Source organism: Delftia sp. WY8, assembly GCF_018437695.1.
Taxonomy (GTDB): Bacteria; Pseudomonadota; Gammaproteobacteria; order Burkholderiales; family Burkholderiaceae_C; genus Comamonas; species Comamonas tsuruhatensis.
Window position 1 is genome coordinate 6,131,892 of the sequence record NZ_CP049795.1, and the last position, 13,791, is coordinate 6,145,682.

General features: G+C 67.3%; 14 protein-coding genes. 12 read left to right on the plus strand and 2 right to left on the minus strand.

Translation table 11 applies throughout. The features are described 5' to 3' along the window. Nucleotides 1-352 precede the first annotated feature (352 nt). Nucleotides 353-1,129 carry an SDR family oxidoreductase gene (locus G4D77_RS28050; protein WP_016454678.1) on the minus strand — a complete coding sequence of 259 codons (777 nt, stop codon included), beginning with the start codon at nt 1,127-1,129 and terminating at the stop codon, nt 353-355. Between the two features lie 105 nt (nt 1,130-1,234). Then, complete coding sequence (locus tag G4D77_RS28055) at nt 1,235-2,122, minus strand: LysR family transcriptional regulator (RefSeq protein WP_016450439.1); 888 nt, start codon at nt 2,120-2,122, stop codon at nt 1,235-1,237. 123 nt (nt 2,123-2,245) lie between these two features. On the opposite strand from G4D77_RS28055, the gene G4D77_RS28060 reads away from it, so the two are divergent. The 12 genes from G4D77_RS28060 (at nt 2,246) to G4D77_RS28115 (ending at nt 13,780) form a co-directional block, all read left to right on the plus strand. Then, on the plus strand, nt 2,246-3,118 hold the full coding sequence (locus G4D77_RS28060; protein WP_154834050.1) for an amidohydrolase family protein: 873 nt from the start codon (nt 2,246-2,248) through the stop codon (nt 3,116-3,118). Further along, nucleotides 3,115-4,116 carry a tripartite tricarboxylate transporter substrate binding protein gene (locus G4D77_RS28065; protein WP_016450437.1) on the plus strand — a complete coding sequence of 334 codons (1,002 nt, stop codon included), beginning with the start codon at nt 3,115-3,117 and terminating at the stop codon, nt 4,114-4,116. Before G4D77_RS28060 ends, G4D77_RS28065 begins: the two co-directional genes overlap by 4 nt. 183 nt (nt 4,117-4,299) lie before the next feature. After that, nucleotides 4,300-4,815, plus strand: a complete 516-nt coding sequence (locus G4D77_RS28070; RefSeq protein ID WP_074924096.1) for a hypothetical protein — start codon at nt 4,300-4,302, stop codon at nt 4,813-4,815. A 180-nt stretch (nt 4,816-4,995) separates the two neighbouring features. Then, nucleotides 4,996-6,120, plus strand: a complete 1,125-nt coding sequence (locus G4D77_RS28075) for a 4-oxalomesaconate tautomerase (protein WP_154834051.1) — start codon at nt 4,996-4,998, stop codon at nt 6,118-6,120. Nucleotides 6,121-6,221: 101 nt separating this feature from the next. Continuing rightward, nucleotides 6,222-7,598, plus strand: coding sequence for an MFS transporter (locus G4D77_RS28080; RefSeq protein WP_154834052.1), 1,377 nt, complete (start codon nt 6,222-6,224; stop codon nt 7,596-7,598). A 37-nt stretch (nt 7,599-7,635) separates the two neighbouring features. After that, a complete protein-coding gene (locus G4D77_RS28085) occupies nt 7,636-8,664 on the plus strand; it encodes an amidohydrolase family protein (RefSeq protein ID WP_016454681.1) in 1,029 nt (342 codons plus the stop codon). A 32-nt stretch (nt 8,665-8,696) separates the two neighbouring features. Then, nucleotides 8,697-9,380: a 4-carboxy-4-hydroxy-2-oxoadipate aldolase/oxaloacetate decarboxylase gene (gene ligK, locus G4D77_RS28090; protein WP_012206250.1), complete on the plus strand. Its 684-nt coding sequence runs from the start codon at nt 8,697-8,699 to the stop codon at nt 9,378-9,380. A 10-nt stretch (nt 9,381-9,390) separates the two neighbouring features. Continuing rightward, complete coding sequence (locus tag G4D77_RS28095; protein ID WP_016450432.1) at nt 9,391-10,308, plus strand: amidohydrolase family protein; 918 nt, start codon at nt 9,391-9,393, stop codon at nt 10,306-10,308. A 48-nt stretch (nt 10,309-10,356) separates the two neighbouring features. Further along, nucleotides 10,357-10,815, plus strand: coding sequence for a protocatechuate 4,5-dioxygenase subunit alpha (gene ligA, locus G4D77_RS28100; protein ID WP_016450431.1), 459 nt, complete (start codon nt 10,357-10,359; stop codon nt 10,813-10,815). A gap of 1 nt (nt 10,816) precedes the next feature. Next, on the plus strand, nt 10,817-11,686 hold the full coding sequence (locus G4D77_RS28105; RefSeq protein WP_047472058.1) for a class III extradiol dioxygenase subunit beta: 870 nt from the start codon (nt 10,817-10,819) through the stop codon (nt 11,684-11,686). Between the two features lie 82 nt (nt 11,687-11,768). Continuing rightward, nucleotides 11,769-12,728 (plus strand): Gfo/Idh/MocA family oxidoreductase, encoded by a 960-nt coding sequence (locus G4D77_RS28110; protein WP_016450429.1) that lies wholly within the window; start codon nt 11,769-11,771, stop codon nt 12,726-12,728. A 167-nt stretch (nt 12,729-12,895) separates the two neighbouring features. Further along, the gene (locus G4D77_RS28115; RefSeq protein WP_034366790.1) at nt 12,896-13,780 is read left to right on the plus strand and encodes a 4-hydroxyphenylpyruvate dioxygenase; all 885 of its coding nucleotides are present in this window, start codon (nt 12,896-12,898) and stop codon (nt 13,778-13,780) included. The last annotated feature ends 11 nt before the right edge of the window (nt 13,781-13,791 follow it).

The window sequence follows — 13,791 nt, forward strand, 5'->3', positions numbered from 1 at the left end:
GCAGTGTATTACCGATTCAAGCAGATTGCCTCAATGCACCTCGTTTGTCCATCATCCATTCCCTGGAAGAAAGGTGCGGCCATCCCGTAATGGTACATGTCACCACATGTCGATTCAGCATCCGGGCACCATTTGCCGAGCAGTTGCTTCGTCGTGAATTGCGTGGTCAGAAAACATCAGCCTGCTCCTTGGCCACGATGCGGGAATGAACAGCGAAAGCGCAAGCATCGTTTCCAGGGGAATTATTGGGGCAGGAATGCCACTTTCAAAACTCCCCTGATAAAGCCGCCGCAGGCGACCGGAAGATCCGAGCGGGCCGCCATTGCCGCGACGGCTTTGGCGGGGCTCTGCTTCAAGTCCGTTGGATGGACACACCGCCATCGACCACCATGGCCGTTCCCGTGACGAAGCTGGATGCATCCGACGCCAGGAACAGCGCTGCCGCTGCAATCTCCGCCGGTGTGGCCAGGCGCTTGAGGGCGTGCAGGTTTTCGACAAAGGCGCGTGCCTCGGGCGTGGGGGTGCTGGCGCGGCCCATGGGCGTGTCGGTGCCGCCGGGCAGCAGGGCGTTGGCCCGCAGGCCGCGGGGGCCGTATTCAGCCGCGATGACCTGGGTGAGGCCGACGAGGCCGGCCTTGCTGGCGGCATAGGCACCCATGCCGGGCAGGCCCGCCGTGTAGCCCACGAAGGTGGAGGTGAAGATCAGCGAGCCGCCGCCGCGTGCCAGCAGGGCCGGTATCTGGTGCTTGGCGCCCAGAAAGGCGCTGGTGAGATTGGTGGCGATGGCCTCCTGCCAGGCCTGCAGCGACAGGTCGGGCAGGGCGCAGGGATCGCCCGTCATGCCGGCATTGTTGAAGGCGATGTCCAGGCCGCCAAAGCGCGCCGTGGCGGTTTCGACCAGGGCCCGGGCCAGCGGCTCGTCCCGCACGTCGCCGGCCAGCGCAATGGCCTGGCCGCCGTCCTGCTCTATCTCCGCCACCAGGGCCTGCAGTTCCGGCTGGCGGCGGGCCGTGAGCACCAGCCTGGCGCCGTGGCGTGCGAACAGCCTGGCGGCTTCGCGGCCTATGCCTGAGCTGGCGCCCGTGATGAGGGCGACTTTTCCGTGGAGTTGCTGTGACGATGGCTGCATCTGGCACCTTTTCTTTCCGTGAATGAGGGAAAGCGGTTTGTAGTGCGGCGCAGGCGCGGGCGCATCCCGTTTCTTGCACCGGTGCGGCGCCAATGCGGGCCGCACTCAGTCTTTGCCCAGGTCCAGGTGTGCGAACAGGTCGGCCAGCGTGGGCGTGGAGCGTGCGGGCCAGATGGCGCTGAGGTCCAGGCTGGGCAGGGACCGGCCATCGCGCACTTCGCAAAATCGCACGCCGCGAAAGTCCATGGAGCGTATCCAGCTGGGCAGCAGTGCCACGCCGCAGCCGCCTGCCACGCAGGCCAGCACGGTGAGAGTCCGGTTGGCCTCCTGCGCCACATGGGCTTCGTGGCCTGCCTTGCGCAGCGCGTCGAGGATGCCGGCATGCAGCACGGGCAGCTGGGCCTGCGGGTACATGACCAGCCCGGCCTCGGCGATCTGCGCCAGGCTGACCTGGCCGTCCTCGCCGATCTGGAATTCGTCGGGCACGGCGGCCACCAGGCGCTCGCGCAGCAGCTGGCGCTCGCGCATGCGCCCGCCCACGGCCACGGGCGTGTGCATGAGGCCGATGTCGATGGCGCCGGTCTGCAGGGCCTCGGCCTGCTCGGCATTGCTCATCTCGCGCAGGATGACGCGCACGCCGGGCGCCTGCTGCCGCAGCGCGCGCAGGGCGCGGGGCAGGGTGCCGAACAGCGCCGAAGACACCAGGCCCACGGTGAGCTGGCCTGCACTGCCCCTGGCGATCTCGCGCGCGCGGCTGGCGGCGGCATCTATGCGGGCCACGCTGGTGCGCACGTCATCCAGCATGGCCAGGGCGGCCGGCGTGGGCAGGGCGCCCTGGCGCGAGCGCTGGAACAGCTGCACGCCCAGGTCTTTCTCCATGCGGGCCAGGGTCTGGCTCAGCGCGGGCTGGGCAATGCCCAGCCAGTCGGCTGCGCGGCTGACGCTGCCCTGGTCCACCACCGCCAGAAAGTAGCGCAGATGCCGGGTTTCCATATCGATCCAGTATGAATAAATCCATTTTGAAGAATGGAAATATATATCCCTCGTTCCTAGAATCCGGCCGCATACCCCCTGCGCCGCATCCTGTGCCGCGCCACCCGCAAGGAGTTTTTCCCCGTGTCTGCCCTGCCCAGGTTCGCCATTGCGTCCAGCGTCGATACCCATGCCCATGTCTTCGAGCGCGGCCTGCCCATGCCCGATGTGCGCCGCTACGCGCCCGACGCAGATGCGGCCCTGGCCACGTATCTGCAGCACCTGGACACGCACGGCCTGGCCTATGGCGTGCTCGTGCAGCCCAGCTTCCTGGGCACGGACAACCGCTACATGCTCCAGGCCCTGCGCGCCCGGCCGCAGCGCCTGCGCGGCGTGGCCGTGGTCGATGACAACACGGGCGAGGACCACCTGCAGGCCCTGGCCGATGCCGGCGTGGTGGGCATGCGCCTGAACCTGATCGGCCTGCCTTTGCCTGATCTGAATGCGCCCGGTTGGCGCCGCGTGCTGGAGCAGGCCAACACCCTGGGCTGGCATGTGGAGCTGCACCTGCAGGCCGGGCGCTTGCCTGACCTGCTGCCCACCCTGCTGGCGGCCGGCTGCCGCGTGGTGGTCGACCACTTCGGGCGTCCTGACCCGGCCCTGGGCGTGCGCGACCCTGGCTTTGGCTATCTGCTGCAACAGGCCGGCAGCGGCCGTGTGTGGGTCAAGCTGTCCGCGCCCTACCGCATCTGGCCCGCCGCCGACTGCGCCGCCTCGGGGCGGCAGGCCACCGCGCAGTTGCTGCAGGCCTTTGCGGCCGAGCGATTGCTCTGGGGCAGCGACTGGCCGCACACCCAGCACGCGGGTCAGGCCAGCTATCCGGCGGCCGTGCGCTGGATGCACGACTGGCTGGACCCGCTGGACGATGCCGCCTCGCTGCAGGCCGTGCTGGGCCGCAGCGCCGTCGAGCTGTTCCGATTTCCGAGCCCGATTCAAATCCAAGGAGACACACCATGAAATCCCTGTCCAGACGCACCGCCGGCCTGTGGGCGGCCGCAGGCCTGATCTCTGCCGTTGCCGGCATGGCCGCGCCAGCCGCTGCGGCTGCAGCGGCCAACTACCCCGAGCGCCCCGTCACCCTGGTCGTGACCTATCCGCCGGGCGGCACCGTCGATGTGGTGGCGCGCCTGATCGGCCCCCGTCTGTCTGCCGAGCTGGGCCAGCCCGTGGTGATCGAGAACCGGGGCGGAGCAGGCGGCATGATCGGCGGCGCCCAGGTGGCCAAGGCCCAGCCGGACGGCTACACCCTGATGCTCGATGCCTCCAACCACGCGCAGAATCCCGCCATCCATGCGCGCATGCAGTTCGATACGCTCAAGGCCTTCGCGCCGGTCTCGCTGCTGCTGCGCGTGCCCAATGTGCTGGTGGTGGCGCCTTCGTCGCCCATCAAGAGCGTGCAGGACCTGATCCAGGCCGGCCGCTCCGAAGCGGGCGGGCATCTGTACTTTGCGTCGGCAGGCCCGGGCTCGGCCCAGCACCTGGCGGGCGAGCTGTTCAACCTGCTGGCCAGGACGCAGCTGCACCATGTGGCCTACAAGGGCGGCGGCCCGGCCATGATGGACGTGATGTCGGGCCAGGTGCCGCTGATGTTTGCCAGCATGGGCTCGGCCTGGCAGCACGTGAAGACCGGCAAGCTGCGCGCGGTGGCCGTGGGCGGGCTGGAGCGCTCCAAGGCCGCGCCCGAGCTGCCGACCATTGCCGAGTCGGGCGTGCCCGGCTACGAGACCTACGAGTGGAACGCCATCTTTGCGCCGGCCGGCACGCCGCCCGCCATCGTGAACCGGCTGTCCACGGTGCTGGCCAAGGTGCTGCGCGAGCCTGCCATCGTGGAGCGGCTCGCTGGCATAGGTGCCGAGCCCATAGGCTCCACACCGGCCGAGCTGGAGACATTCCGCCGCGCCGAGATCGCCAAATGGCAGAAGGTGGTGAAGGACTCGCGGCTCAAGCTGGACTGAGCGCGTGCAGGCCAGAAAGCGGACCATTGCGGTCTGCTGTACACCGCAGGCAGCCCTGGCGCGTTGAGCAGGAACGGGCGCTGGCTTGAACGGGTTCTTACACCTTTTCAGGCGCAACGGCCCATGCGGCCCCAGGCGCTTGGTAGAAACGGGGCCTTTCCTGTTTCACCCCTTCAAAAGAACATGGCCATGCTTACCTTGCGATCCACCTTGCGCGCCGCGGCCGCCTTTGCGCTGGCGTGCTCGGCCCTTGCGGCCCAGGCGCAGACCTATATCAGCGGCTCGGTCTCGGGCCAGCTGGCTCCGGGTGTCTACGGCACCGTGGACATAGGCAATGCCCCGCCTCCGCCGCTGCTGTACCAGCGGCCCGTCATCATCGCGCCGGCGCCCATGGCCCCGCCGCCGGTCTACATGTGGGTGCCGCCCGGCCATGCCAAGCACTGGGGCAAGCACTGCGCACGCTACGGTGCCTGCGGCCGCCCGGTGTACTTCCTGCGCAATCCGCCGCCGCACTGGCGCGCCGGGCCGCCGCGCCACGATCCTCGCTGGCGCGAGGAGCGCCGCCACCGCGAATGGGAGCACCGCCGCGATGACCGCCGCTGGGACCGCCACGACCGCCACGATCGGCATGACCGCCACGACGACCACCGCGGCCGCGGGCATGGCCATGATCGCGGCCGGGGCCATGACCGCGATTGAGCGTCACTGCGCCCCAATAAGTTGTATCAAGCAGTTGCGGCGCCCCGGCGTCGCAGCCTGCGGCCCAGGCTTGGCGTTGAGCTATGCCGGTTTGCTATAGCTGCTAGCGGGCTTGCCCAGTAGTGCCTGGCCCGCGCCATGCTCACAATAGCTGTCATACCCATACTGATAGAGACAGCCATGCAAACGGCCATTCCCTGCCTGCTGATGCGGGGCGGTACTTCCAAGGGCCCTTTCTTCCGGGCCAGCGATCTTCCCTCCGACCTGCCCACGCGCGACCGCGTGCTGCTCGCGGCCATGGGATCGCCCGACAAGCGGCAGATTGACGGCGTGGGTGGCGCCCATCCGCTGACCAGCAAGGTCGGCATCGTCAGCCTCTCCGACAAGGAGGGCATAGACCTCGAATTCCTCTTCGCCCAGCTGCAGCCCGACAAGGACACGGTGGACACCACACCCAACTGCGGCAACATGCTGGCCGGCGTGGTTCCCTTTGCGCTGGAGACCGGCATGGTGCAGCCGCGTGGCGAGACCAGCACCTTCCGCGTGCTGACGCTGAACACCGGCATGGCGGCCGACATCACGGTGCAGACGCCCGGCGGCCAGGTGGAGTACGAAGGCTCGGCCCGCATCGACGGCGCGCCCGGCAGCTCGGCACCCATCGAAATCAGTTTCCTGGACACGGCCGGCTCGGTCTGCTCTGGCCTGCTGCCCACGGGCAAGCCCCGGGACACGGTCACGGTGACGGGCGAGGGGTTCGAGCCCTTCACGCTCGACGTCACCTGCATAGACAACGGCATGCCGCTGGTGATCTTCAAGGCGTCCGATGTGGGCGCTACCGGGCAGGAGACCGTGGCCGAGCTCAACGCCGACACCGACCTCAAGCGCCGCGTCGAGGCGCTGCGCCTGCAGATCTCGCAGGCCATGGGCCTGGGCGATGTCTCGGCCAAGAACTACCCCAAGATGACGCTGATCGCGCCGCCCCAGCATGGCGGCGCGCTGACCACGCGCAGCTTCATCCCCCATGTCTGCCATGACGCCATCGGCGTGCTGGCGGCCGTCACCGTGGGCACGGCGGTGAAGATGCCGGGCACCGTGTGCGAGGGCGTGGCACAGCTGCAGCAGGGCACGGGTCCGCTCACCGTCTCGGTGGAGCATCCCACGGGCGAGTTCAGCGTCACGCTGGACAGCGACCCGGCCCATCCCGACGTGGTGACCAAGGCGGCCCTGCTGCGCACGGCGCGCCTGCTGATGCGTGGCGAGGTCATGGTGCCGCGCTCGGCCTGGGACGGCCGCAGGCAGGACTGAAGAAACAGCGCAGGGGCTTGCCGGCCCCTGCGGTGCAAGGGGCGGGCTGCGCGCGCAGATGCGGTATCCGCCAGGCTGAGAGACAGTGGAAGAGACAAGTCATGACATCCGTCCAGAAGGACGCCGCAGCAACCGGCGTCAATGTGCAGACCCTGCTCAACGAGCACCCGTTTTCGGGATTCCAGTGGGTGATCTTTGCGCTGTGTTTCCTGATCGTTCTGCTCGATGGCTTTGATACGGCGGCCATCGGCTATATCGCGCCCTCGCTGATCACCGAGTGGGGCGTGAGCAAGCCCGCGCTTGCGCCCGTGCTCAGCGCTGCGCTGTTCGGCCTGGCCGCAGGCGCGATCTTCTCGGGCCCGCTGGCCGACCGCCTGGGCCGCAAGACCGTGCTCGTGGGCTCGGTCGCGGTGTTTGCCGTGGCCTGCCTGGCTTCCGGCTTTTCCCCCGACATCTGGACCCTGGCCGTGCTGCGCTTCGTCACCGGCCTGGGCCTGGGCGCCGCCATGCCCAATGCCGTCACGCTGATGAGCGAGTACTGCCCTGATTCGCGCCGTGCCACGCTGACCAACGCCATGTTCTGCGGATTTCCGCTGGGCGCGGCCTTCGGCGGCTTTCTGGCGGCCTGGATGATCCCGCATTTCGGCTGGCGCAGCGTGCTCATCCTGGGCGGTGCCGCGCCGCTGCTGCTGCTGGTGGCCCTGGTCGTGCTGCTGCCTGAATCCGTGCGCCACATGGTGGCCAACAACTACCCGGCCGAGCGCATCCGCAAGGTGCTGGCGCGCATTGCCGGTGATGCCGTGCAGGGCGTGCAGCGTTTCGTGCTGACCGAGGCCAGGCCCGAGGCCCAGGCCGGCAGCGGCATGGGCGTGGTGCTGTCGCGCCAGTACCGCGTGGGCTCGGTGATGCTGTGGATCGCCTACTTCATGGGCCTGGTCATCTTCTACGCGCTGATGAACTGGATGCCCGTGCTGTTCAAGGAAGCGGGCCTGGACCCCAAGACCGGCACCCTGGTGGCGGCGCTGTTCCCGCTGGGCGGCGTGGGCGCCGTGCTGTTCGGCTGGCTCATGGACCGCTTCAATGCCAACCGCATCATCGCCATCGGCTATGCGCTGACGGCGGCCTCCATCTGGTGGATAGGCCAGACGGCCGGCCACCTGGGCTGGCTGGTGGTGGCCGTCTTCCTGGCCGGCACCATCATGAACACCGCCCAGTCGTCCATGCCGGCGCTGGCCGCCGCCTTCTATCCGACACGCGGCCGCGCCACGGGCGTGGCCTGGATGCTGGGCATCGGGCGCTTCGGCGGCATCGCGGGCTCCTTCCTGGTGGCCGAGCTGTCGGCGCGCCACATGGCCTTCAGCGAGATCTTTGCCGTGGTGGCCATTCCTGGCGTGATCGCCATGGCCGCCCTCATCATCAAGCAGTACAGCAGTCCCGAGCCGCAGGGCGGCGCGGTGCCTGCCACGCCCCTTCATTGACACATTTCCACCCCATAAAGACGCAGGAGACCCTCCGATGATCATCGACGTACACGGCCACTACACCACCGCGCCCGCGGCCCTGGGCGCCTGGCGCGACCTGCAGATCGCGGGACTCAAGGACCCGTCCAAGGCCCCGCGGGCCAGCGAGCTGAAGATCAGCGACGACGAGATCCGCGAGACCATCGAGACCAACCAGCTCAAGCTGATGAAGCAGCGCGGCTCCGATCTCACCATCTTCAGCCCGCGCGCCAGCTTCATGGCGCACCACATCGGCGACTTCGAGACATCGAGCACCTGGGCCGCCATCTGCAACGAGCTGTGCTACCGCGTCAGCCAGCTGTTCCCCGATCACTTCATCCCGGCCGCCATGCTGCCGCAGTCGCCCGGGGTGGACCCCAAGACCTGCATTCCCGAGCTGGTCAAGTGCGTGGAGCAGTACGGCAACGTGGGCATCAACCTGAACCCCGATCCGTCAGGCGGCCACTGGACCTCGCCCCCGCTGTCGGACCGCTCCTGGTACCCCATCTACGAAAAGATGGTGGAGTACGACATCCCGGCCATGGTCCACGTCTCCACCAGCTGCAACGCGTGCTTCCACACCACGGGCGCCCACTACCTGAATGCCGACACCACGGCCTTCATGCAGTGCCTGACCAGCGACCTGTTCAAGGACTTCCCCACGCTCAAGTTCCTGATCCCCCATGGCGGCGGTGCCGTGCCCTACCACTGGGGCCGTTTCCGCGGCCTGGCGCAGGAACTCAAGAAGCCGCTGCTGGACGAGCACCTGCTCAACAACATCTTCTTCGACACCTGCGTCTACCACCAGCCGGGCATCGATCTGCTGACCAAGGTGATCCCGGTCAAGAACATCCTGTTCGCCAGCGAGATGATCGGCGCCGTGCGCGGCATCGATCCGACCACGGGCCACTACTACGACGACACCAAGCGCTACATCGAGGCCACGGCCAACCTCACCGAAGAAGAGCGCTACCAGGTCTACGAAGGCAACGCGCGCCGCGTGTTCCCGCGCCTGGACGCCGCCCTCAAGCAAAAGGGCCTGTAAGCAGGCCGCCACCACAGATCAAGGAGAACACCATGTACGAACTCGGTGTGGTTTACCGCAACATCCAGCGCGCCGACCGCGCGGCCGCCGACGGCCTGGCCGCCCTGGGCTCGGCCACCGTCCACGAGGCCATGGGCCGCGTGGGCCTGCTCAAGCCCTATATGCGTCCCATCTACGCGGGCCAGCAGGTCTCGGGCACGGCCGTCACCGTGCTGCTGCAGCCCGGCGACAACTGGATGATGCATGTGGCCGCAGAGCAGATCCAGCCCGGCGACATCGTGGTCGCGGCCGTGACCTCGGAATGCACGGACGGCTACTTCGGCGACCTGCTGGCCACCAGCTTCCAGGCGCGCGGCGCGCGTGCGCTGATCATCGATGCCGGCGTGCGCGACGTGAAGACGCTGCAGGAAATGAACTTCCCCGTGTGGAGCCGCGCCATCTCCTCCAAGGGCACGATCAAGGCCACGCTGGGCTCGGTCAACATCCCCGTGGTCTGCGCAGGCATGTGGGTCACGCCCGGCGACGTGATCGTGGCCGACGATGACGGCGTGGTCTGCGTGCCCGCCGCCAAGGCCGCCGAAACCCTGGCTGCCGCGCAAAAGCGAGAGAGCTTCGAGGGCGAGAAGCGCGCCAAGCTGGCTTCCGGCGTGCTGGGCCTGGACATGTACAAGATGCGCGAGCCGCTCGAAAAGGCCGGCCTTCGTTACATCGATTGAAGGAGGGAACATGAGCGCTTTTGAAAAGACCCCCGGCTGGCTGGACTGGTACGCCGGCCCCTCCAAGCCCAAGTTCCAGGTGCCCGCAGGCGCTGTCGATGCCCACTGCCACGTCTTCGGCCCCGGCGATGAATTCCCGTTCGCGCCCGAGCGCAAGTACACGCCCTGCGACGCCAGCAAGCAGCAGCTGTTTGCGCTGCGCGACCACCTGGGCTTTGCGCGCAACGTCATCGTGCAGGCCACCTGCCACGGCGCCGACAACCGCGCCATGGTCGATGCCTGCAAGGCCGCCAACGGCAAGGCGCGCGGTGTGGCCACGGTGCGCCGCAGCGTGACCGATGAGGAGCTGCAGGAACTGCACGCCGCCGGCGTGCGCGGCGTGCGCTTCAACTTCGTCAAGCGCCTGGTGGACTTCACGCCCAAGGACGAGCTGATGGAGATCGCGGGCCGCATCGCCAAGCTCGGCTGGCATGTGGTCATCTACTTCGAGGCCGTGGACCTGCCCGAGCTGTGGGATTTCTTCACCAGCCTGCCCACCACCGTGGTCGTGGACCACATGGGCCGCCCCGACGTGAGCAAGCCCGTGGACGGGCCCGAGTTCGAGCTGTTCCTCAAGTTCATGCGCGAGCACCAGAACGTATGGAGCAAGGTCAGCTGCCCAGAGCGCCTGTCCGTCACCGGCCCCAAGGCGCTGGACGGCGAGCAAAATGCCTACCGTGACGTGGTGCCCTTCGCCCGCCGCGTGGTCGAGGAATTCCCCGACCGCGTGCTGTGGGGAACCGACTGGCCCCACCCCAATCTGAAGGACCACATGCCCGACGACGGCCTGCTGGTCGATTTCATCCCGCACATTGCACCGACTGCCGAGCTGCAGAAGAAGCTGCTGGTCGACAACCCCATGCGTCTGTACTGGCCCGAAGAAGCCTGATGGCGACCATGTCCGGCCTGGGTGCCGGACATATTCAAGGAGATATCCATGGCATTGGACAAACCCTATCTGGACGTGCCCGGCACCATCATTTTCGATGCCGAGCAGTCCCGCAAAGGCTACTGGCTCAACCAGTTCTGCATGTCGCTGATGAAGGCCGAGAACCGCGAGCGCTTCAAAGCCGACGAGCGTGCCTACCTGGACGAATGGGCCATGAGCGAGGAGCAGAAGCAGGCCGTCCTGGCCCGCGATCTGAACTGGTGCATGCGCACGGGCGGCAACATCTACTTCCTGGCCAAGATCGGCGCCACGGATGGCAAGAGCTTCCAGCAAATGGCCGGCTCCATGACCGGCATGTCGGAAGAGGAATACCGCAACATGATGGTGAGCGGAGGCCGTTCGGCCGAAGGCAACCGCCGCGTGGGCGAGGAGGGCGATGCCCAGGCCCACCGCCAGCCGCAGGGCAAGGCCGGCAGCGTGGACAAGAACAACAAGGAAGGCAACTGACATGGCACGCATCACCGCATCCGTCTACACCTCGCATGTGCCCGCCATCGGCGCGGCCATGGACCTGGGCAAGGTGGGCGACCCCTATTGGCAGCCGCTGTTCAAGGGCTTCGAGCACTCGCGCCAATGGCTCAAGGACAACAAGCCCGACGTGATCTTCCTGGTCTACAACGACCACGCGACCGCGTTCAGCCTGGACTTCATCCCGACGTTTGCCATCGGCACGGCCGCTGAATACCAGCCCGCCGACGAAGGCTGGGGCCCGCGCCCCGTGCCCAAGGTCATCGGCCATCCGGAACTGGCCAGCCACATTGCGCAGTCGGTGATCCAGCAGGACTTCGACCTGACCATCGTCAACAAGATGGACGTGGACCACGGCCTGACCGTGCCGCTGTCGCTGATGTGCGGCGAGCAGGACGCGCGCACGGGCGCCTGGCCCTGCCCGGTGATTCCGTTTGCCGTCAACGTGGTGCAGTACCCCGTGCCGTCGGGCCAGCGCTGCTTCAACCTGGGCCGCGCCATCCGCCGCGCCGTGGAAAGCTTCGACGAAGACCTGAACGTGCAGATCTGGGGCACGGGCGGCATGAGCCACCAGCTGCAGGGCGCGCGTGCGGGCCTGATCAACAAGGAGTGGGACAACCGCTTCCTGGACCTGCTGATCGAGAACCCTGCCGGCCTGGCCAAGATGCCGCATATCGACTACGTGCGCGAGGCCGGCTCCGAAGGCATCGAGCTGGTGATGTGGCTGATCGCGCGCGGCGCCATGGCCGATGTGGACGGCCCCGCGCCGCTGCCCAAGGTCAACCACCGCTTCTACCATGTGCCGGCATCGAACACCGCTGTCGGGCATCTCATCCTGGAGAACGGCTGAGGCCCCCGCGTTCATCACTGCGTGTATTCACTGCCCCCCGAGGGGGCCTTCGCCTCCTTGAGGCGGCTCTACGGAGACTCATATGAGCAACAAGACCATCAAAGTCGCCCTGGCGGGCGCCGGTGCCTTCGGCATCAAGCACCTGGACGGCATCAAGAACATCGACGGCGTGGAAGTCGTCTCCCTGGTGGGCCGCGAGCTGGCCAAGACCCAGGAAGTGGCCGACAAGTACGGCATCCAGCATGTGACCACCGAGCTGGCCGACAGCCTGGCCCTGCCCGAGGTGGACGCCGTCATCCTGTGCACGCCCACGCAGATGCATGCCGCCCAGGCCATCGAGTGCCTGAAGGCCGGCAAGCATGTGCAGGTGGAGATCCCGCTGGCAGACAGCCTCAAGGACGCGCAGGCCGTGGCCGATCTGCAAAAGCAGACCGGCCTGGTAGCCATGTGCGGCCATACGCGCCGCTTCAACCCCAGCCACCAGTGGGTGCACAAGAAGATCGCGGCCGGCGAGTTCAACATCCAGCAGATGGATGTGCAGACCTACTTCTTCCGCCGCACCAACATGAACGCGCTGGGCCAGGCCCGCAGCTGGACCGACCACCTGCTGTGGCACCACGCTGCCCACACCGTGGACCTGTTCGCCTACCAGGCCGGCAGCCCCATCGTGAAGGCCAACGCCGTGCAAGGCCCCATCCACCCGGAACTGGGCATTGCCATGGACATGAGCATCCAGCTCAAGGCCGCCAATGGCGCCATCTGCACGCTGAGCCTGTCGTTCAACAACGACGGCCCGCTGGGCACCTTCTTCCGCTACATCGGCGACACCGGCACCTACATCGCGCGCTATGACGACCTGGTCAACGGCAAGGAAGAGAAGATCGACGTTTCCAAGGTCGATGTGTCCATGAACGGCATCGAGCTGCAGGACCGCGAGTTCTTCGCCGCCATCCGCGAAGGCCGCGAGCCCAATTCCAGCGTGGCCCAGGTCCTGCCCTGCTATCAGGTCCTGCACGATCTGGAAAAACAGCTCACCCCCTGAGCCGCTTCGCGTCTTCCCCCTGAAAGGGGGACGACACCCTCGGTGCGGGGCGGCCCTTCCTCGGTGTCTCTGAGTTGGGCCGCGCCAGTTTTACGCGTATTTGATCGTAGGAGAGCGATGCCACTTGGGCGTGGCACGACGATCATGTTTCCACCCGGAGTACCGCAATGACCGATTCCTCCTCCAGCAGCCGGGAAGACGTGCCCGAGGCGTCCAATCGCCTCGGGATCGACGGCATAGAGTTCATCGAGTACACCACCAGCCAGCCCCAGGCCCTGGGCCAGGTGCTGGAGGGGCTGGGTTTTCGCCCCGTGGCGCGGCACCGCTCGCGCGAGGTGACGCTGTACCGGCAGGGGGACATGAACCTGGTGGTCAATGCGGGCGCCGCCGATGCGCTCGCCCATGCCGCGTCCGACGGGCAGCCCGTCATCTCGGCCGTGGCGCTGCGCGTGCAGGATGCCCTGCAGGCGCATACGCGCTGCATCGAGCTGGGAGCCTGGGCGGCGCCCAGCCAGGCCCAGGCGATGGAGCTGCACATTCCGGCCATCCACGGCCCGGGTGGCAGCCGCTTCTACTTTGTCGATCGATGGCAGGAGTTCTCCATCTATGACATCGACTTCAAGCCCGTTGCCGGGGCCGATCCCCATCCGCCGGCGCTGGCCGGCCTGGGCTATTTCGGCGTGGTCCAGTACATAGGGCGTGGCCGCAGCGCCGACTGGATCACCTACTTCGAACGCATGTTCGACTTCCACCTGCTGCCCGATGCGCAGCGCTTCGGCATCCTGCCCAAGGGCAAGCTCATGCGCAGTCCTTGCAAGCGCTTCCTGTGGCAGCTCATCGAGCCCGATCCGGGCCTGGAGTGGGACGACATGCCCGAGCGCCTGCAGCGCATCGGCCTGGGCACCACCGACGTGCCTGCTGCCGTGCAGGCCTTGCGTCAGCGCGGCGTGGAGTTCGTGGAATCGAGCCGCCTGCACCCCGATGACCGCGGCGCGCTCACGCGCAACGCCATGGGTACCGTGGTGTTCGAGCTGGTGCACCGCGACGCCTAGCGCAAAGCCTG